This is a genomic window from Herbaspirillum frisingense, assembly GCF_047325095.1.
GTDB classification, from domain to species: domain Bacteria; phylum Pseudomonadota; class Gammaproteobacteria; order Burkholderiales; family Burkholderiaceae_D; genus Herbaspirillum; species Herbaspirillum frisingense.
The window spans coordinates 1,541,598-1,560,832 of the sequence record NZ_CP168558.1 but is presented as its reverse complement, the minus strand read 5'-3'; the positions used below and the strand labels follow the sequence as shown (position 1 = coordinate 1,560,832).

General features: G+C 62.2%; 16 protein-coding genes. 13 read left to right on the top strand and 3 right to left on the bottom strand.

Going from position 1 to position 19,235, the window contains the following annotated elements:
• Position 1: 1 nt before the first annotated feature.
• Entirely contained in the window at positions 2–943 is a 942-nt protein-coding gene (locus tag ACEOAC_RS07205; protein WP_413444655.1) for an aromatic alcohol reductase, read from the bottom strand.
• A 77-nt stretch (positions 944–1,020) separates the two neighbouring features.
• Between ACEOAC_RS07205 and ACEOAC_RS07200 the strand changes: the two genes are divergently transcribed.
• The 5 genes from ACEOAC_RS07200 (at position 1,021) to ACEOAC_RS07180 (ending at position 6,009) form a co-directional block, all read left to right on the top strand.
• Positions 1,021–1,464, top strand: a complete 444-nt coding sequence (locus ACEOAC_RS07200; RefSeq protein ID WP_241813848.1) for a winged helix-turn-helix transcriptional regulator — start codon at positions 1,021–1,023, stop codon at positions 1,462–1,464.
• A 159-nt stretch (positions 1,465–1,623) separates the two neighbouring features.
• Positions 1,624–2,478, top strand: coding sequence for an AraC family transcriptional regulator (locus ACEOAC_RS07195; RefSeq protein ID WP_413444656.1), 855 nt, complete (start codon positions 1,624–1,626; stop codon positions 2,476–2,478).
• 443 nt (positions 2,479–2,921) lie between these two features.
• On the top strand, positions 2,922–5,087 hold the full coding sequence (locus ACEOAC_RS07190; protein WP_413444657.1) for a TonB-dependent siderophore receptor: 2,166 nt from the start codon (positions 2,922–2,924) through the stop codon (positions 5,085–5,087).
• 54 nt (positions 5,088–5,141) lie between these two features.
• Positions 5,142–5,618 (top strand): hypothetical protein, encoded by a 477-nt coding sequence (locus ACEOAC_RS07185; protein ID WP_413444658.1) that lies wholly within the window; start codon positions 5,142–5,144, stop codon positions 5,616–5,618.
• On the top strand, positions 5,605–6,009 hold the full coding sequence (locus ACEOAC_RS07180) for a hypothetical protein (RefSeq protein ID WP_413444659.1): 405 nt from the start codon (positions 5,605–5,607) through the stop codon (positions 6,007–6,009). The genes ACEOAC_RS07185 and ACEOAC_RS07180 overlap by 14 nt, the downstream gene beginning before the upstream one ends.
• 116 nt (positions 6,010–6,125) lie before the next feature.
• Here ACEOAC_RS07180 and ACEOAC_RS07175 read toward each other — a convergent pair whose 3' ends face one another.
• Complete coding sequence (locus ACEOAC_RS07175; RefSeq protein WP_413444660.1) at positions 6,126–6,830, bottom strand: GntR family transcriptional regulator; 705 nt, start codon at positions 6,828–6,830, stop codon at positions 6,126–6,128.
• A 631-nt stretch (positions 6,831–7,461) separates the two neighbouring features.
• Between ACEOAC_RS07175 and ACEOAC_RS07170 the strand changes: the two genes are divergently transcribed.
• From ACEOAC_RS07170 to ACEOAC_RS07135, 8 genes are all read left to right on the top strand, one after another.
• On the top strand, positions 7,462–8,796 hold the full coding sequence (locus tag ACEOAC_RS07170) for an ABC transporter substrate-binding protein (RefSeq protein ID WP_413444661.1): 1,335 nt from the start codon (positions 7,462–7,464) through the stop codon (positions 8,794–8,796).
• Between the two features lie 94 nt (positions 8,797–8,890).
• A complete protein-coding gene (locus tag ACEOAC_RS07165; protein ID WP_006464364.1) occupies positions 8,891–9,766 on the top strand; it encodes a branched-chain amino acid ABC transporter permease in 876 nt (291 codons plus the stop codon).
• A 28-nt stretch (positions 9,767–9,794) separates the two neighbouring features.
• Positions 9,795–12,317: an ATP-binding cassette domain-containing protein gene (locus tag ACEOAC_RS07160; RefSeq protein WP_413628908.1), complete on the top strand. Its 2,523-nt coding sequence runs from the start codon at positions 9,795–9,797 to the stop codon at positions 12,315–12,317.
• Positions 12,318–12,355: 38 nt separating this feature from the next.
• Positions 12,356–13,141: an SDR family oxidoreductase gene (locus ACEOAC_RS07155; RefSeq protein ID WP_006464366.1), complete on the top strand. Its 786-nt coding sequence runs from the start codon at positions 12,356–12,358 to the stop codon at positions 13,139–13,141.
• A gap of 9 nt (positions 13,142–13,150) precedes the next feature.
• Positions 13,151–14,080, top strand: coding sequence for a 3-hydroxyacyl-CoA dehydrogenase (locus ACEOAC_RS07150; RefSeq protein WP_413628759.1), 930 nt, complete (start codon positions 13,151–13,153; stop codon positions 14,078–14,080).
• Between the two features lie 470 nt (positions 14,081–14,550).
• The gene (locus ACEOAC_RS07145) at positions 14,551–15,483 is read left to right on the top strand and encodes a 3-keto-5-aminohexanoate cleavage protein (protein ID WP_006464368.1); all 933 of its coding nucleotides are present in this window, start codon (positions 14,551–14,553) and stop codon (positions 15,481–15,483) included.
• A 140-nt stretch (positions 15,484–15,623) separates the two neighbouring features.
• Positions 15,624–16,595: a thymidylate synthase gene (locus tag ACEOAC_RS07140; protein ID WP_413445042.1), complete on the top strand. Its 972-nt coding sequence runs from the start codon at positions 15,624–15,626 to the stop codon at positions 16,593–16,595.
• 60 nt (positions 16,596–16,655) lie between these two features.
• Positions 16,656–17,717, top strand: a complete 1,062-nt coding sequence (locus ACEOAC_RS07135; RefSeq protein ID WP_413445041.1) for an NAD(P)H-dependent flavin oxidoreductase — start codon at positions 16,656–16,658, stop codon at positions 17,715–17,717.
• Between the two features lie 10 nt (positions 17,718–17,727).
• Here ACEOAC_RS07135 and ACEOAC_RS07130 read toward each other — a convergent pair whose 3' ends face one another.
• Entirely contained in the window at positions 17,728–19,206 is a 1,479-nt protein-coding gene (locus tag ACEOAC_RS07130; protein ID WP_413445040.1) for an efflux transporter outer membrane subunit, read from the bottom strand.
• Positions 19,207–19,235 lie beyond the last annotated feature (29 nt).

The following is a 19,235-nucleotide window of genomic DNA, read 5'->3' as shown; positions in this document are numbered from 1 at the left end:
CTCATTTCCCTTTGATATTTTCCTCTGCCCACTCGGCGGCGGTAATGACCGGGATGGATTGTCGTTCATTGAAGGTACGATCCTTCGGCCACGCTACCCCCTTGCCTAGCGAAAATACGGCACGGTATTTCTTGATGTGATGCGTTGGATCTCTGGCCAATTCCTCGAGAAGGTGGGGCACGCTCCAAACATTGGTCTTGAAAGGACGTCCCAGGACCTGTTCCAGAACGCTCGCCAACTCGCCATAAGTCAGCGTATCACCCGAGAGATAGACGATCTCGTTACGGAAGCGAGGTTCGAAGAACACGATTTCAGCAGTCAGGGCGCCAATGTCCTCTGGCGTGGTCAGCGTCACGCTGTTCTCAAGACTGCCCAGGGCATTCACCGTGTCGGTGGCGAAGTCCACCACTTCGAATACAGGCTCGAAGAGAAAACTGGTGAACATGCCTGTAGAGATGATGACCCATTCAGTACTGCTTTGGGCGCGCAGCAACTCGCGTACATCGAGTTGAGCATCAAAGAGATCCTGCGGACTACCGCGTCCGATTTCCTCGAAATCAACGCCAAACTGCCACGGAAAGTAACGCTTCACGCCGGAACGCAAAGCTGCCGTAGCCAACTTCATCGGCGTTTCGCGACCTGCGACCATACCAGCGCAGCCGATTACGGTGTCGAAATGAGAGAAGACCTGCGCTAGCTGGTCGATTGAATCGTTCACCAGGTCTGCCGCAACCATTTGAATCCCTAAACTGCGGAGTTCATCGATTTCCGCTTTTTTCTCAGCGACTTGTGTGTTGATGGTGGCATCCCTGAGCAGGACGCTGATTGTCGATCCTGGGGCACGTTTGGCAACACGTGCGAGATTGCGTAACACCGGGAGGCCGAGTTCGCCCGCACCCAAGACAAGAATCGCCTGGGGAGGAAACGGAGTACCACTATGCATGATGATTCCTGAGAGTCGTTGCTGATAAGATGTTCCATGGTTGCACGATTGTGTAACGCTCTCAAGAAGGCACACGGATGATACCGAGGAAAGCAAAGATCACCGATAAGACACTGGCACAGGCTGAAGTCATCTGTCAGAGCTTGAAGGAGGAGGAGGATGGCGTGAGACGAGACGTCCTCGCTCATGCAGGCAGCCGCTGGGCATTAGGTATTTTGCACGCCCTGGGTGTCTACGGCACGATGCGCCATGCCGAGATTAAACGGCAGCTGGTCGGCATCACCCAACGCATGCTGACCAAGACGCTACGCGCGCTGGAACGCGACGGCCTGCTGCTGCGGCGCGAGCATGATGAAAAACCGCTGCGTGTAGAGTACGAGCTGACCTCCCTGGGTGAGGATCTCTTGCTACGCATGTCCCCTATCTGGACTTGGGTGGTGGAGCACGTAGAAGACTTCCGCGAGGCCCGGGACAAGTTTGACAACCAGGAACAAAGAGCCGGCGTGCACAGGAGCTGGTAGCCCCGCAAGGACAATGTCCGTCTTTGAAAATCGGGGGTAGCTCCAATTTGGGGCTTGAAATCTTACACGACCAGGGACGACCGACTTCGTTGAACAAATCGATCATGATATCGCCCAATCTGGCTCACTACGCTCGTCCTGCACGAGGTTCTACGAGATATGTCGCGCATTGCAATCACTGATCTGACTGTCGCGCCGCGAGAGGTTGATAGCATCCCCCGGCCCATCGTAGCCCTGGGCGCGACCTCGGTAGCAAAGGACTGGGAAAACGCCAGGCATCAACACCGCAAGGCACAGTTGATCTACTCCGTACGCGGCATCCTTAACTGCGAAATCGAAGACGGCGTGTGGATCGTTCCACCGCAGTGCGCGATCTGGATACCCGGTGACTTACCTCACGCAGCGAGAGGTGAAGGAGAAACGGAATGCTATTGCCTGTTCGTGGAGCCAGATGCGGCACCCGATCTTCCGAAAACCTGTTGCACGATTTCGGTATCGCCATTGCTGCGCGAGCTGCTGCTGAAGGTGGCGGGCTTTCCCGAGCTATACCCGCTGCAGGGACGCGAAGACCGCTTGATTGCCGCACTGCTGGACGAATTGGCTACCGCTCCGATAGAAGATCTGCATCTCCCCATACCGCGTGAGCTGAAGCTACGCCGACTCGCGGAAATGATGCTGGCCGACCCATCGGACAAGACATCGAAGGCAGATTGGGCCATGCGCATCGGCATGAGCGAGCGGAGCATGACCCGCCTCTTCCAACACGAAATCGGCATGAGCTTCGGGCGCTGGCGGCGACAGCTTCATGTGATCCTTGCGCTTCAACGGCTGACCAAGGGTGACAGCGTGCAAACGGTGGCTTTGGAGCTGGGATACGAAAACGCCAGTGGCTTTATCACTATGTTTCGCAAGGCGACGGGCAAGTCTCCGGCACGCTTCCTCTCGGAGCGTAAGGGCGGTAAGACGGACGTTCCGATAGAAGGCATCAAGCTTCTCGATAAATTCTCATCCTGAATCAATCAGGCTGCCCCCCCCCCCGGCGAACCGACACACCGCAAACGCCTGCCCGCCAGGTTCAGTTCAAGCACGCCAAACCTCAGCTCAAGCGCAGCAAAACGTCCCCAGACCCTGTTTCCCTTGGCCCAGCCTTCGCCATTGGGAACAGGTCAGGACACCTTTCATGACATCAATCTGAGCAAGTGCAATCTATCGGATTGGCCGAATTGAATAATAATCTGGCCGAGTTTCGCTATTACATCCGATTATCTCTATTGTTAAATGCGACATCCAAATAACAATGATTATCGTTCATGAATTCTCTCATCGCTGTTGCGACACCCCGTCGAACCATTGGGCCGCGCTCAAGCCCGATCTCCTCACACAATCCCGATAGGCCATACCGGAGAGTCACCAGAAGTAAGCCCGGTACCATACTGGGATCTGCCGTTGCGGCGGCAATGATCATCAGTACGCAAAGCGCATTCGCCGCCGGATCGTCTCCTGTCCCGCCACAACCAGCGACCGCCTCGCAAAGTGAAACTCCCCTGCCAGCCGTCACCATCACGGCTCCCTCGGATAGGGCAAGCACCGAAGGCACCGGTTCCTACATCAGCGGTGAAACGACAACAGCAACGCACTTGCAGCTATCACCGCTGGAATCACCCCAGTCGATGACGGTGATTACACGCCAACGCATGGACGATCAGCTATTGAATTCTGTGCAAGGCGTGCTGGATAACACCACCGGAATCACGTCTTACCAGTCCGACAGCGAGAGAACCAGTTTCTACTCGCGCGGCTTCTTGATCAATAACGTGCAATATGACGGCATCCCCACGGTCGTCGGCAGTACCGTCAATGGGAGCGGGATCAGCGCGCTCGATACTGCGTTCTATGATCGTGTCGAAGTAGTACGCGGCGGATCGGGCTTGCTCACTGGCACGGGCAATCCTTCGGCCGCTATCAACCTTGTACGAAAAAGACCGACCCAAGACTTCTCGGCCTCCGCCTCGCTCAGTGCGGGAAGCTGGGATACCCATCGCGGAATGGCCGACATATCGACTCCCTTGACCGAGGACGGACGCATCCGCGCACGCATGGTGGCGAGTTACCAGAACGGACACTCCTATATTGACGGCTACAAGCCCGAAAAGAAGGCTTTCTACGGGATAGTCGAGGCCGACCTGACGTCTGGCACGAAACTGAGTCTGGGCTATGACTATCAGGACCTCAGGTCGACCGGTTCCACCTGGGGCGGTTTGCCGCTCTGGTTCAGCGATGGTACGCAGGTGAATTATTCTCCGTCCAAGAGCTACGCGCAGGACTGGAGTCATTGGAACAACACGCTCAAGACAGCCTTTGTCGAGGTTGATCATCGATTCGACAATGGCTGGAAACTCCGGGCCATCGCCAACCAGTACCGCACTGAATACAACGCTGAATTGCTTGGCCTGGTGGGTCGCCCCGATCGCACTACCGGTTTGGGGTTCTATCCGTATGGAGCCTATCCCGTGGCACTCAGTTCAACCGGCAGCAGCCGGCAAAATACGATCGATGTGATGATGAGCGGTCCCTTCCAGCTCCTGGGCCGCCAGCATGATCTGGTGGTAGGCGCCACCAGCTCGCGCCGCACATCCGGCCAGGATGATATCGCCCCCTTCTACGCTGGCTTTAACCCGGTCAATATCTATGACCTGAGCGCCCCCTTCCCCCGCCCTGACTTCGCTGGGATGCCCGTAGTACCGACCAGCACCGAAATCAAACAGAGCGGGGTCTACGGCGCCGCCCGGCTCGCCCTGGCCCAGTCACTCAAGCTAATTGTGGGGGGCCGCCTGAACAGTTACGAAATCGACGACAGCGTCAGCGGCGCGTCAATGCACTACAAAAAGAGCAGCGCATTCACCCCGTATGCAGGATTGATCTACGAGCTCGACAAGACCTATTCGACCTATGTCAGCCACACGCGCATCTTCAATCCGCAAACCGACTATCAGGACAGCCAAGGCAACGTGCTCACCCCGGCCACAGGAAAGACGACCGAAATCGGCCTCAAAGCTGCTTATATGCACGGGCGCCTGAATGCATCGGTGGCCTTGTTCGAAACCAAATTGGACAACGCCGCCCAGATAATCCCTGGAAGCTATACGCCGGGCGGCGCCCAGGCCTATCAGGCTGTGGATGGAACGAAGTCACGCGGTCTGGAAATAGATCTGCAAGGTGAGCTGGCACGCGGCTGGAACATCTACGCGGGTCTTTCCCACTTCACAGCACAAGACGCCAATGGAGTGCGCCTGAATTCGCAGATACCTCGCACCACGGCGCAGTTCTCGACTACCTACCAGTTATCAGGAGAGTGGAGCAGGCTGACGCTGGGTGGCGGCGTCAAATGGCAGAGCAGCTTCTACGAGGCCGCCAATACTGGCACCAGTACGCTGGGTGGGGCGCAGGGGTCGTATGCCCTGGCGTCACTGATGATGCGTTACGCCGTTTCCCAGAACACCACGATGACAGTCAACGTCAACAACGTGTTCAACAAGCAGTACGCACTGCAGAAGGGCGATTTCGATACCGTGAGCTATGGTATGCCGCGCAGCATGATGGTAACCCTGGATTACAAATATTGAGCGCCCACAGAGCGACACCTCCCGCATTGGAAATGCGAAACCCTTCCGTTACGAATGATCGTGAAAACTTCTATACCCTCCCAACCACCCTCACTGCCCGCCCTCCAGAACCGGGCCATCAACAATCGCAACAGGATCGCCCTGTTCTGGCTCACCACGGCCGTGGGGGCTGTGCTTTTCGTCAGCTTCCAATTGTTCTTCTACGTCAACGACTTGGCCAGATCGCATGGAGCAACGCCAGCAATTACCTTTGAGACCAACGTACTGTGGATGTTCTCCGCGTTCTACGGTTGCTGGATCATTACTGTGCTTCTCGCACTGATTGGTACGCGTACGACCCGATGGCTGGCGCTGGCTATAGGCAGCCTGCTTGTACTCCTCAACACCCTCGGTGGGATCTCGGACGGCTTGCGCGATGGCTGGCACATTGCCTTCTCGGCAGTGCTTTTCATTTCACTACCCGGCGTGTTCGCCATTGCCTTCACCTGGCGCACCATGAAAAACAAAGGAGACGATCATGTCGATGAATAGTACGGATTTTCCATTGGTCTGGATGACGCTTACCCAGGAACCGAATCACGACCACGAGCAGGACTTCGCCGAATTCGAGGCCAATTTGCAGCGCGGGGAGCCCTTCGTGCTCTTGACCGATACGGTACCTGCAGAAAACCATGAACACTCGCAAGAAGAGAAGAAACGCACAGCGCTCTGGATGAAAAAGCACAAGGTTCAATTGCGACAGCTGGTTCTGGCAATGATCGTCATTGAACCCAACTCGGCGAAACGTCTCGGATTCAGAGCCTTTGCCCCGGTCTTTGCAAAATTCTGGGGCTACCCTCTGCTCGTCTCCGACTCACGCGAGGAGGCAATGACGACGGCAAGAGAACTCCTCGCACAGAACCGGAAATCCAGGGACCGATGAATGGAGCACCTGCGCGAAAGTCCATAGGCAATTCGATGGATCGACCAACTCTATCTACGATCGTCAACTGCATCCACATTCGGCTTCAAACCGGATGCCCGGGGCGATGACCTATTTCAATCCGGCAGGCCATCGCCGGCCAGGATCATCTCCGCTGCGCTCAACAGGTCACCCTGCAGCCCCTCGCGCGCCTTTTGCGGCGAGGCCTCGCGCAGGCCTTCCAGCAGGATCGCATGATGCTTCAGGGCCGGCGCTTCAGCCAGGCGGCGCGAACCGGCGCGCAGGTCGAGGTTGATCACCGGGCCCACCTGCAGCCACAGGCCGGCGATCAGGTCCACCAGGGTCGACATGCCCGAACCCTGGTAGGCGGCGAAATGCAGTTCCTTGTTCAGGCGGATGATCACATCGACATTGGGCTTCTTGCGCTGCATTTCCACCGACAGGGTTTCGTGCAGGCGGGCGACTTCATCGAGCTCGTCCGGGCGGATGTAGCTGGCCGCGTGTTCCACCGCCAGGCCCTCCAGCGCCAGCCGTATCTTGAGCAGTTCGCTGAACTTGCCCTTGGTCATCAGCGGTACGCGCATGGCGCGGTTGGGCAGGATTTCCAGCGCCCCCTCGGCGGCCAGTTGACGCACTGCCTCGCGTACCGGCATGGGGCTGGTCCCCAGTGCATCGGCCAGGCCCTTGAGCGTGAGCTTCTGGCCGGGCCGCACCTGGCCGGCCTGGATCAGTTCGCACAGGTCCTGATAGACCCGCTCGGACAGCGTGGCGTGCTGGATCTTGCGCACGGTGGAGAGGTCGGCAATCAGTGTCTGGTCCATGGCGATAGATGAAAATTTTTTGCGGATTATAGCGGAGCACTTCCCGCGAGCACTGTCCAGGAGCACTCCGGCACAAGCTGCGGACGCGCCCCACATTGCTGACCGATGCTGCTCAAGGCAGGGCGCATGCAGCCTTGAGGGGCCGACCGGCGAAAGGACGACAGCTATCCGTTCCTGATCCCGTCACCCATTTCGCTGCCTGCATGATCGGTTGACGCTACCGATTCTATCGAATACATTTGATCACATGTCAAATAAATGACATCAGCAGAACAAAAAATCGGATCAGCGCGGCGCCACCCCACAGCCAACAGTCTTGCGGCGGTGGCCGGCCCGCAGCGGTGACGGCCACCAGGAGACAGTTGCACCGGATGCACGCACAGCGCAGACAACAGCGCCTGCGTCATCTATCCCCCTCGTGAGGACAGGCTTGCCTGCCCTGCCCGCTCGCCGCTGCACACCTCGCCCATCTCCGGTTCTCTGCGCTGGCCCACCCGGCCGCTGCGCATGTTGCTGCGAACACGACCGACGGCCGCCATCCCAGTCCACCGCCCCGGTCACCCTGCTCGATACAAAGAACGCAGTTCCCAGGAGACACCGGCGCCCGCCGGATATTTAGGAGGATCGCACCATGGAGCAAGACCAGAGCACGTCCGGCAACAACGGCATCAACCACGACAACGACAACGACAACGACAGCACCACCAGCAGCGCTGCAAGTCCCGCCTCCCCGCGCCGCCGCCGCATCCTGCAAGCCGGCGCTGCCGCCATCGCGGGCGCCTCGACCATGGGCTTTCCGGCTATCGTGCGCGCCCAGTCCGACAAGATCATCATCGGCCACCTGACGCCGCGCACGGGTTTTCTCGGTCCCATGGGCGAATACGCGGTCATGAGCATCAACCTGGCCGTGGAAGAACAGAACAAGGCCGGCGGCCTGCTGGGGCGCCAGCTCACCCTGCTGTCGGAAGACTCGGTCAATCCGCCCACTGCCTCCTCCAAGGCACAGCGCCTGCTGGAGCGCGATGGCGCGGCGCTGCTGATCGGCGAGATTTCCTCGGCCTCGGCGCTGGGCATCGCCCAGGTCGCCCAGCGCAACAAGAAGCTCTTCATGAACACCGGCTGCAACTCCGACGAGCTGCGCGGCAAGAGCTGCAACAAGTTCATGTTCCACATCGAGGCCGCCAACTCCACCTACGTCAAGGCCTGTGGCCAGCAACTGCTGCAGAACGGCCTGATCAAGGGCAAGAAGCTGTATGCCCTGACCGCCGACTATGCCTTCGGCCATGACCTGCTGCGCACCGCCAAGGCATTCGTCGGCGCCAATGGCGGCACGATTGCCAACGACGAACTGGTGCCCACCGATGCCACCGACTTCAGCCCCTACCTGCTCAAGATCCGCCAGGCCAAGCCGGATCTGGTGATCTCCAATCTGGCCGGCAACCAGATCACCAACTTCATCAAGCAGTATTCCGAATTCGGCCTGCCCTTCCCCATCGCCGGCTTCGGCTTCGATACCGTGGCAGCCTGGGGTGCGGGCGCAGACAACTTCGCCGGCACCTGGCCCACCACCTGGCACCACGATGTCGACAGTCCTTCCTCCAAGGCCTTCGTGGCGGCCTTCATCAAGAAGTACGGCAAGCCGCCCGAGAACCAGGCCTGGGGCGAATACGTGGGCTTTCGCTCGGTCGCCCAGGCGATCGCCGAGACCAAGTCGCTGGACACCATGAAACTGATCGAGTACTTCGAGAAAGGTGCGCAGATCGACATCCTCAAGGGCCGCAAGGGCGTCTATCGCGACTGGGACCACCAGCTGATGCAGGAGATGTACACCCTCTCGCCCAAACCCAAGGGGCGCGCCAAGGACCAGTGGGACTTCCTGCAACTGGGCGCGGCCGTGCCGGGACCGAACGCACCGCTGGATTCGATCGCGCCGACCATGCAGGAAAACGCCTGCAAGTTCAGCTGAAGTTCCCCGGACCATACCGCCACGCGGCCATGCCTGAGACCCGGGCGTGGCCGCCAGTCGCCTCACTTTCGCAAGGCCTCGGGCCGGAGTTGCAATGCAAATCGTTTTCCTGCTGGAACAAATCCTCAACGGATTGCTGGTCGGCGGCTATTACCTGCTGATCGCGCTGGGGCTGTCGCTGATCTTCAGCCTGGGCGGCATCGTCAACCTGGCGCACGGCGCCTTCTATGCCATCGGCGCCTATCTCGCCGTGGAGATCACCAGGCATCTGGGATTCACCGGGGCGGTCTTCATCTCGCCGCTGCTGGTGGCACTGCTGGGCATCCTGTTCGAACGCTTCCTGCTGCGCCGTTTCTATTCGGCCGATCCCATCCTGGGACTCTTGCTGACCTTCGGCCTGTCGATGGTTGCGGAACAGCTGATCCGTATCCTGTGGGGCGCATCGCCACTCCCGGCTTCGATCCCGGCGGCCTTCAAGGGCCAGATCATGGTGGGTGACTTCATGTACTCGCGCTATCGCCTGCTGATGCTGGCCATCGTAATCGTGGCGCTGACGCTGATCTGGCTGCTGCTCAACAAGACCTCCTTCGGCCGCGTGGTGCGTGCCGGGGTGCAGAAGCCCGACATGGTGGCGGTACTGGGCATCCGCCTGCAGCCCTACATGACGGCCATCGTCATGCTGGGCGTCGGCCTGGCCGCACTGGCCGGGGTGCTGTTCGCGCCGATCTCGGGGGTACAGCCGGCCATGGGGGCCGAGATCATGACGGCCGCCTTCGTGGTGGTGGTCATCGGCGGCCTGGGCAGCTTCTGGGGCGTGGTGCTGGCCGCCGTACTGGTGGGCGTGGTACGCGGCATCACCATCCAGTTCTACGCCCCGGCCGGCGAGGCCTCGATGTACCTGCTGATGCTGCTGGTATTGATCTTCCGTCCGCGCGGCCTGTTGGGCGAGCGCATCGAACGCTTCGAATGAGACCGCGGCCATGAACCCTATGCTCTCCATGAATCCGAAACACCAATCCCTGTGGATCGGCGCCGCCGCGCTGATCATCACGCCCCTGCTGCTGCCACTGCTGGGCCTGACCACCACCTCGGCCACCGACGTGGTCATCTACGCCATCGCCGCCATGGGCTTGAACCTGCTGGTGGGCTATACCGGCCTGACCTCGTTCGGTCACGGTGCGTGGTTCGGGGTGGGCGCCTATGCCGCCGCGCTGTCGCAGAAATACTGGTTCCCCGGCCAGATCGTGCTGCCGTTGCTGTTCACCATCGCTTTCATCGCGGTTTGCGCGGCACTGGTGGGCTTTTTGATCCTGCGCCGGCGCGGCGTGTATTTCTCGCTGCTCACGCTGGCCCTGTCGGCGCTGACCTTCGCGGTGGCCTTCCGCTGGACCGACTTCACCGGCGGTGAATCGGGGCTGGGCGGCATCGTGCGACCGGTGGTCGCCGGCATCGACCTGGACCAGTCGCTGGCCTACCTGGTCTTCGTCAGCCTGATCGCCTTTGCCGTGCTCTACTGCCTGCACCGGCTGATCCGCTCGCCGTTCGGCCACACCATCGTGGCCATCCGCGAGAACGAGCAGCGGGCGCGCTTCCAGGGCTACGCCACCATCGTCTACAAACTGCAGATGTTCATCATCTCGGCCACCGTCACCGGCCTGGCCGGTGCTCTGCTGGCCTTCCACCACCGCTTCGCCTCGGCCGAACCGACCTCGGTGGCCTTCTCCGGCGAACTGCTGGCGATGGTGGTGATCGGTGGCATGCGCAGCTTCCTCGGGCCGGCGCTGGGTGCGCTGTTCTACATCCTGTTCCGCGAATGCCTGTCGATCTGGACCGAGAACTGGCTGCTCTGGTTCGGCCTGGCCTTCGTCGGTTTCATCCTGTTCTCGCCCACCGGGCTGGTCGGCATCTGGCGCCAGCTGCTGCGCCGCCTCAAGCCGCCGGCCGAAGTGGGCGCCGCGATGAGCGCACGCCAGATCGTCGATGGCCTGCCGCTGCCGGACTTCCTGCAACCGCCGCCCCGGCAGGGCGTGGTCCTGGAAGCCCGCGACATCGAAATCCGCTTCGGCGGCATCCAGGCCGTCAAGAATGCGCAGATCGCGCTGCATGCAGGGGAAATCCACGCCCTGATCGGCCCCAACGGCGCCGGCAAGACAACCACCTTCAACCTGATCTCCGGCATGTTCGCCCCGCATGGCGGCAGCGTGCTGCTCAACGGCCAGCCCATCCATGGCCTGCCGCCCAGCGAGATTTGCCAGCGCGGCCTGGCGCGCTCGTTCCAGATCACCAATCTCTTCAAGGGCCTGTCGATCTACGAAAACCTGCGGCTCTCCCTGCAGGCGCGGCATGCGGCGCGCTACAACATGTGGCGCGACATCGACAGCTATCCCGAGATCCATGCCGAGACCGCCGAACTGATGCGCTTCCTCGGGCTCAAGGGCATCGACGACATCGAAGGTGGGGCCCTCTCCTACGGCGGGCAACGGCTGGTGGACCTGGGCATCGCCCTGGGCTCCAAGCCCCAGGTGCTGCTGATGGACGAACCCCTGGCCGGCCTGGCCGCTACCGAACGTGAACGGGTCTCGCGGCTGGTGCAGATCATCGCCGCCAATATCCCTGTACTGATCGTGGAACACGACATCGACCGCGTGCTGGGTTTCTCGCACCAGGTCACCGTGATGAACCAGGGCAGCGTACTGATGGCTGGCACACCCGAACAGGCGCGCGCCGACCAGCGCGTGCAGGAAATCTACACCGGTCACGGCACCCCGCCGGTCACCGGCCGCAGCAGCGGCGATGCGCAAGAGCGGGCGCAATTGCTGGCCTTCGAGGGCGTCAATGCCTACTACGGCAAGAGCCACATCCTCAATGACGCCAGCCTGGAGGTACGGCAGGGCGAGATCGTTGCCCTGCTGGGCCGCAATGGCGCCGGCAAGTCCACCCTGCTCAAGACCCTCACCGGCCTGCTGCGCCCAGCCTCCGGCACCATCCGCTATGACGGTCGCGACATCGCCGGACTGTCCGCCCCCGATATCGCCCGCCTGGGCATCGGCTATGTACCGCAGGGGCGCGGCCTGTTCGCCGGTATGACGGTGGCCGAGAACCTGGCGCTGGGCCGACTGGCGCGCAAGAACGACAGCAGCAACGGCGTGGCCTGGAGTGAAGAAAAGATCTTGCAATACTTCCCGCGCCTGAAGGAACGTCTGCACACCCACGCCGATTTCCTCTCCGGTGGTGAGCAGCAGATGGTCGCGGTGGCCCGGGCGCTGTCGGGCAACGTCAAGCTGCTGTTGCTGGACGAGCCCTTCGAAGGCCTGGCCCCGGCCGTGGTGCAGGAACTGTTCACCGTCTTCGACCAGTTGCGGCGCGAGGTTTCCATCGTCATCGTCGAACACAACCTGGACCTGGTGCTGGCCCTGGCCGACCGCGTCTTCGCCCTGGAGCGCGGCGCCGTCTTCCACACCGGACCGGCCGAACCGCTGCTCAACGATCTTACCTATCGCAAGAAAATCCTCTGGCTCTGAGCCAGCACTCTCCCTCCCTGCAACAAGGACACTGCACCATGGACCTGAATCTGAAAGACCAGAAAGTCATCGTCACCGCCGGCGCCCAGGGCATCGGCCTGGCCATCACCGCCGCCTTCGTCGAGGCCGGCGCCCACGTCCACATCTGCGACGTCAGCGAAGACTTCCTCGCCAGCGCCCGCAGCCAGTTCGCCGGCGCCCCCGTGAGCTACAGCCTGACCGACGTCACCAGCGAGACCCAGGTCGACGCCATGTTCGCCGACCTCAGCCAGCGCTGGGGCGGTGTACTGGATGTCCTGGTCAACAACGCCGGCATCGCCGGCCCCACCCTGCCGGTGGAAGACGTCGAATTGTCCGGCTGGGACCAGACCATCGCGGTCAACCTCACCGGCCCCTTCCTCTGCACCCGGCGCGCCGTACCGATGCTGAAGAAGAACGGTGGCGGCTCCATCGTCAACATCTCCTCGGTCGCCGGCCGCCTGGGCTTTGCCCTGCGCACGCCCTACTCGGCCTCCAAGTACGGCGTCATCGGCCTGACCGAAACCTGGGCCATCGAACTGGGGCCGTCCAATATCCGCGTCAATGCCGTGCTGCCGGGCGTAGTCGAAGGTGCCCGCCAGGAGCGCATCGTCGCCGCCAAGGCAGAGGCCTATGGCATCGAACATGAAGAAATGCGCCAGCGCCTGCTCTCCAAGGTCTCGCTGCGCAAGATGGTCACGGCGCAAGACATCGCCAACCAGATCATCTTCATCTGCTCCCCGGCCGGCGCCTCCATCAGTGGACGCAGCCTGTCGGTATGCGGCAATGTCGAAGTATTGAGCTAAGGAGCCGTCATGAGTGAAAAGATCGCCGTCATCGGTGCTGGCCTGATCGGCCGCGCCTGGGCCATCGTCTTTGCCCGCGCCGGCTACCGGGTGGACCTGTGGGACGCCGTCCCGCAAGCCCTGCAGGGTTGCCGGCAACTGCTGCAGGACAACCTGGCCGACCTCGCCAGCCATGGCCTGATCGACGAAACACCGCAGACCGTACTGGCCCGCATCCACACGGCAGACAGCCTCGCCGCCGCCCTGCAGGACGCCATCCTGGTCCAGGAAAACGTCAAGGAAACGGTAGACGTCAAACGCGCCATCTTCGCCGAAATGGACCGCCTGGCCGCCCCGCAGACCATCCTCACCAGCTCCACCTCGTGGATCCCCACCTCCGCCTTCTCGGAGCACCTGCCCGGACGCGACCGCATCCTGGTCGCCCACCCCGTCAACCCGCCCTACCTGGTCCCCCTGGTCGAACTCGCCCCGGCCCCCTGGACCTCCGCTGCCACGGTCGAACGCGCCCGCGACATCTACACCCGTGCTGGCCAATCCCCGGTGGTCCTGAACAAGGAGATCACCGGCTTCCTGCTCAACCGCATCCAGGGCGCGGTACTGAACGAAGCCCTCAACCTCTACGAAAACGGCTACGCCACTGCTGCCGATCTCGACAAGGTCTTGAAGGACGGCCTCGGCCTGCGCTGGTCCTTCATGGGCCCATTCGAAACCATCGACCTGAACGCCCCCGAAGGCGTACTGGACTATGCCCGCCGCTACGGCCACACCTACCGCGACGTAGCGAAGACACAAGCTCCCAATGAATGGAACAGCGAGACCCTGGAGCGCATTGAAGCAGAGCGACGCGCCGCCCTACCCGCAGACCAGCTAGGCGAACGCGCCCGCTGGCGCGACAACAGACTGATGGGACTGATTGCGCACAAGCGCAAGCAGAAATAGCAAACAAAGAAGCAAAGAAAAGGAAAGCAAAGGCAAAACCGAAGCAAGCAAGAGCACCACGAAGCCGAAGGCGAGTCCCCCCGCGAGGCCGAAGGCGAGCCGGACACGCTTTCCCCCTTGGGAGCCAGCCGCCGGAGTGAAGCGGCAAGTGGATCAGAAAAATAGTGGGAGCGAAGCGACTCTATTTTTCCCACTTGCCGCTTCACTCCGGCGGGCACCCTCCGCAGGAGGGCTGGCTCTTGGGGCCCGTTTTCTTTGCTTACTTTCTTTGGCGGGCCAAAGAAAGTGAGCGGCTGCCGGGCCGCCCCCGGCGCTCCCCTGCGACCGGAGAGAGAAAAGCATTAAGCTAGAGCGCAAATAGTCAGCAAGACCAGACTACCCAAAAAACAAAACAAAACGAAGCAAAGCAACAAGACAGAAGACAGCAAAGCACCCCCAAAAGCACAACCAACATCAAAGGAGCACACCCCATGGCCAAGCCCAAGAAAGTCATCATCACCTGCGCAGTCACAGGCGCCATCCACACCCCCTCGATGTCCCCCCACCTGCCCATCACCCCCGAGCAGATCAGGGACGAAGCATTGGCCGCCGCCGAAGCCGGCGCCGCCATCGTCCACCTCCACGCCCGCGACCCACACAACGGCAAACCCACCCAGGACCCCGACGAATTCCGCAAATTCCTCCCCCAGATCAAAGCCCGCTCCAACGTCGTCATCAACCTCACCACCGGCGGCGCCCCCACCATGGGCGTAGAAGAACGCCTGCAACCCGCACTGCAGCTCAAACCCGAAGTCGCCTCCCTCAACATGGGCTCCATGAACTTCGGCCTGTATGAAATGCTGAACCGCTTCAAGGACTTCAAATACGACTGGGAACGCCCCTACCTCGAAGGCTCCGACGACCGCATCTTCCGCAACACCTTCAAGGACATCGCCTACATCCTCGAATCCTGCAGCGCCAACCAGACCCGCTTCGAAATCGAGTGCTACGACATCGGCCACCTCTACACCGCCGCCCACTTCATCGACCGAGGCCTGATCAAGCCCCCCTTCCTGATCCAGTCCGTCTTCGGCCTGCGCGGCGGCATCGGCAACGACGTCGAAGACGTGATGCACATGAAGCGCACCGCCGACCGCCTCTTCGGCGAAGACTACTTCTGGTCCGTACTGGGCGCCGGCCGCGGACAGATCCCGATCGCCACCATGTCGGCGGCCATGGGCGGCCACACCCGCGTGGGTCTCGAAGACTCACTCTGGGACGGCCCCGGCAACCTGGCCAAGAGCAATGCCGACCAGGTCCGCCGCATCCGCACCGTCATCGAAGCGCTCTCCCTGGAAGTGGCCAGCCCCGACGACGCCCGCGCCATGCTGAAACTCAAGGGCGGCCAGAACGTCGGCTTCTGAGCGCCACCGCCCGCAGCGGGCAAGCCTTGGCGTTTCGTCATTGACGCCATGCCAAGGCTCCCCGCCGGTCGGGTGCTTGCCCTGTCGATGCGCTACAATCCCGCATCCCTCGGCCAGTGGCCAGCACCCGAAACATTGCAATGAAACAATACCAAGACCTCATCCAGGACGTCCTCGAGAACGGCTCCTGGCAAGACAACCGCACCGGCATCCGCACCCTCAGCATCCCCGGCGCGATGATGCGCTTCGACCTGCAGAAGGGTTTCCCTGCGGTGACCACCAAGCGTCTGGCCTTCAAGTCGGTGGTGGGCGAACTGTGCGGCTTCCTGCGCGCCACGCGCAGCGCCGCCGACTTCCGCGCCCTGGGCTGCAAGGTCTGGGACCAGAACGCCAATGAAAACGCCGACTGGCTGGCCAATCCCTTCCGTACCGGCACCGACGACCTGGGCCCGGTGTATGGCGTGCAATGGCGCCAGTGGCCGGCCTACAAGCTGATCGATGCCGCGCATAGCGCGCAGATCGACGCGGCCCGCAGCAAGGGTTTCAGCATCGTCTCCACGCTGCAGGATGAAGGCGTGGACAAGGTGCTGCTGTACAAGGCGGTGGACCAGTTGCGCGACTGCCTGGACACCATCGTCAAGAACCCCGGCAGCCGCCGCATCCTGTTCCATGGCTGGAATTGCGCGGTGCTCGACGAAATCGCCCTGCCCGCCTGCCACCTGCTGTACCAGTTCCTGCCCAACCAGAACACCGGCGAAATCTCGCTCTGCCTGTACGTGCGCAGCAACGACATCGGCCTGGGCACGCCCTTCAACCTGGCCGAAGCGGCGGCACTGCTGCATCTGGTCGGGCGCCTGACCGGCTACAAGCCGCGCTGGTTCAGCTACTTCGTGGGCGATGCCCACATCTACGAAAACCATATCGAGATGGTCAAGGAACAGTTGACGCGCGAACCCTACCCGCTGCCGCAACTGCTCATTTCCGACCGCGTACCGGACTTCGCCAAGACCGGCGAATACGCACCGCAATGGCTGGAGCAGATCGAGCCCTCCGACTTCTCGCTGGAGAACTACCAGCACCACGCCCCCCTGACCGCCCCCATGGCGGTCTGAACCACCTGCGCATGCCGCCACCGGCAGTGCGCCGGCCGGTGCGCGCTTCGGGAGAGATGCATGACTACCCCCCTGCTGCAACGACTGGGCCTGGCCCATCCCATCATCCAGGCCCCCATGGCTGGCAGTTCCACCGTGGCCATGGCCGCTGCCGCCTCCAATGCCGGCGCCCTGGGTTCACTGGCGCTGGGCGCCTCGAACGTGGCGCAGGCCCGCGAAGCGCTGGCACAGTTGCAGGCGCTCACGGCCAAGCCCTTCAACGTCAACTTCTTCTGCCATCAACCGGCGCAGCTGGATGCGACCCGGGATGCGGCCTGGCTGCAGCACCTGCAAGGCCATCTGGATGAATTCGGCGGCAGCATTGCGTTGCCCTTGAAGGAGATCTACCAGAGCTTCAAGGTCGATACCGGGATGCAGCAACTGATGCTGGAACAGCCGCCCAAGGTGGTCAGTTTCCACTTCGGCCTGCCATCGGCTGCGGTGATCCAGTCCCTCAAGCAGGCCGGGGTGTTCCTGATGGCCAGCGCTACCTGCCTGGACGAGGCACGCCAGATCGAGGCCGCCGGGATCGACGCCATCGTCGCGCAAGGCATCGAGGCCGGTGGCCATCGCGGCATCTTCGACCAGGACAAGGATGAGGAGATCGGGACCTTCGCCCTGGTGCGCCTGCTGGCGCAGCATAGCCGCCTGCCGGTGATCGCAGCCGGCGGCATCATGGATGGCAAGGGCATTGCCGCCGCCCTGCAACTGGGCGCGCAGGCGGTGCAGATGGGAACCGCCTTCCTGCTCACCCGCGAATCCGGCGCCAATGCCGCCTATCGGGCCCTGCTCAAGAGCGAGCGCGCCGAACACACGCGCGTGACGGCCGCCATTTCAGGCCGCCGTGCACGCGGCATCGTCAATCGCTTCATGCAGGAAATCGATACCCCCGACGCGCCGCCAATTCCGGCCTATCCGGCCGCCTACGACGCCGGCAAGCAGCTCAATGCGATGGCTGTGGCCAGGGATGTGCACGAATTCGGCGCCCACTGGGCCGGACAAGCTGCGGCGCTCATCCGCGACGGGCTGACCGTGGCCGAGCTGGTCCAGGTGCTGGTGCAGGAGTGGCAGGCCACGGCCTGAGCCACTCTGTTCAGGATACGGTGCCGGTGGCGGTACCGGTGTCGCCCGGCACCTGCTTGTCCTGCCAGCCGCCGCCCAGGGCCTTGTACAGCGAGACGGTCGCCTGCAGCCGCTGCAGCTTGATCTGGCCCAGCTGGTTCTGGGCTTCGGAGAGGGTGCGCTGGGTATCGAGCACCACCAGCAGGTCTTCGGCACCGGCACGATAACGAATTTCGGCCAGCTCGAAGGCGAAGCGCGCCTGGTCCACTTCCCCTACCTTCAGGCGGTACCGTTCTTCCAGGCTGCGAATGGCGCCCAGGGCCTTTTCCACCTCGGACAGCGAGGTGATCACGCGCTGCCGGTAGACCTGCACCAGTTCTTCCTTCTGGGCCTCGGCCAGGGCGCGCTGGTTGCGCAGGTTGCCGCCATCGAAGATGGGCGCGATCAGGCCGGCACCGAGATTGGCGAACAGGTTGGGACCATCGAACAGGGACAGCAAGGCATTGCTCTGCGCGCCCGTGGAGCCGGTCAGCGTGATGCTGGGGAACAGCGACGCCCGGGCCACGGCGACGTTGGCATTGGCGGCCGCCAGGTTGGCTTCGGCGCGACGGATGTCGGGCCGGCGGGTCAGCAGTTCGGACGGCAGGCCGGCCGAGATGCGCGGCATCTGGATGCCGGCCAGGCCTTTTTCCTCGACCTTGAAATTCTGGGGCGGACGGCCCAGCAAAATGGCCAGCGCAGTCTGGGCGTCCTGCTCCTGCTGTTGCAGGTCGGGGATCAGCTGTCGCTGGTTGGCCAGGGCCGAACGCTGGCGCGCCAGGTCCAGCGGCGAGGCCGAGCCGGCGCGGCTTTGCGCTTCCACCAGGCGCAGCACGCGTTCGGCGTTGTTGACGTTCTGGCGCGCAATCTCCAGCCGGTCGCGCAGCGACAGCACTTGCAGATAGGTGGAGACGATGCCGCTGGTGACGGTCAGGGCCACCGTCTCGCGGTCATAGCGATTGGCGCGCAGGGTGGCTTCGGCGGCTTCGACCCCGGCGCGATTCTTGCCCCAGAAGTCGATCTCGTAGCTGATCTGCAGGCTGGCGTTGGCGGCATTGGCCGGGGTGCCGCCTGAGATCGGCATTTCACGGCTGGCCCCGGCATTCAGGCTGACATTGGGCAACAGCGGCGCACCGGCGATGCGGGCCTGGGCCTCGGCCTGCTTAATACGGGAAAAGGCGGCGGCGATTTCATAGTTGTTGCGCTGGCCTTCCTGCACCAGTTCGGACAATTCGCCACTGCCGAACTGCTTCCACCAGTCGGTATCGGGCCACAACTGTTCTGCGTGGGCCACGTCGGCCGAGGCGCCACCGCCCCACTTGTCGGGCACCTGCATTTCGAGGATGGGATCGGTCTGCACCTGGGGCGTGACGCAGGCCCCCATGGCAAGCGCCAGCGAGACGGCCAGCGCCACCCGCGCCAGGCGGGGCAGCAGATCGGAAACAGGCGGAGTCGGGCTAGGCAATCTCATGGGTCATGTGCATCGAAACAGGAAAAAGA

Bases quoted from the DNA above. Each gene is read 5' to 3' on its own strand.
- ACEOAC_RS07140 (WP_413445042.1), top strand. From the start codon at position 15,624: ATGAAACAATACCAAGACCTCATCCAGGACGTCCTCGAGAACGGCTCC.
- ACEOAC_RS07155 (WP_006464366.1), top strand. From the start codon at position 12,356: ATGGACCTGAATCTGAAAGACCAGAAAGTCATCGTCACCGCCGGCGCC.
- ACEOAC_RS07145 (WP_006464368.1), top strand. From the start codon at position 14,551: ATGGCCAAGCCCAAGAAAGTCATCATCACCTGCGCAGTCACAGGCGCC.
- ACEOAC_RS07190 (WP_413444657.1), top strand. From the start codon at position 2,922: ATGATCATCAGTACGCAAAGCGCATTCGCCGCCGGATCGTCTCCTGTC.
- ACEOAC_RS07180 (WP_413444659.1), top strand. From the start codon at position 5,605: ATGTCGATGAATAGTACGGATTTTCCATTGGTCTGGATGACGCTTACC.
- ACEOAC_RS07195 (WP_413444656.1), top strand. From the start codon at position 1,624: ATGTCGCGCATTGCAATCACTGATCTGACTGTCGCGCCGCGAGAGGTT.
- ACEOAC_RS07135 (WP_413445041.1), top strand. From the start codon at position 16,656: ATGACTACCCCCCTGCTGCAACGACTGGGCCTGGCCCATCCCATCATC.
- ACEOAC_RS07170 (WP_413444661.1), top strand. From the start codon at position 7,462: ATGGAGCAAGACCAGAGCACGTCCGGCAACAACGGCATCAACCACGAC.
- ACEOAC_RS07200 (WP_241813848.1), top strand. From the start codon at position 1,021: ATGATACCGAGGAAAGCAAAGATCACCGATAAGACACTGGCACAGGCT.
- ACEOAC_RS07130 (WP_413445040.1), bottom strand. From the start codon at position 19,206: ATGAGATTGCCTAGCCCGACTCCGCCTGTTTCCGATCTGCTGCCCCGC.
- ACEOAC_RS07205 (WP_413444655.1), bottom strand. From the start codon at position 943: ATGCATAGTGGTACTCCGTTTCCTCCCCAGGCGATTCTTGTCTTGGGT.
- ACEOAC_RS07160 (WP_413628908.1), top strand. From the start codon at position 9,795: ATGAATCCGAAACACCAATCCCTGTGGATCGGCGCCGCCGCGCTGATC.
- ACEOAC_RS07150 (WP_413628759.1), top strand. From the start codon at position 13,151: ATGAGTGAAAAGATCGCCGTCATCGGTGCTGGCCTGATCGGCCGCGCC.
- ACEOAC_RS07185 (WP_413444658.1), top strand. From the start codon at position 5,142: ATGATCGTGAAAACTTCTATACCCTCCCAACCACCCTCACTGCCCGCC.
- ACEOAC_RS07165 (WP_006464364.1), top strand. From the start codon at position 8,891: ATGCAAATCGTTTTCCTGCTGGAACAAATCCTCAACGGATTGCTGGTC.
- ACEOAC_RS07175 (WP_413444660.1), bottom strand. From the start codon at position 6,830: ATGGACCAGACACTGATTGCCGACCTCTCCACCGTGCGCAAGATCCAG.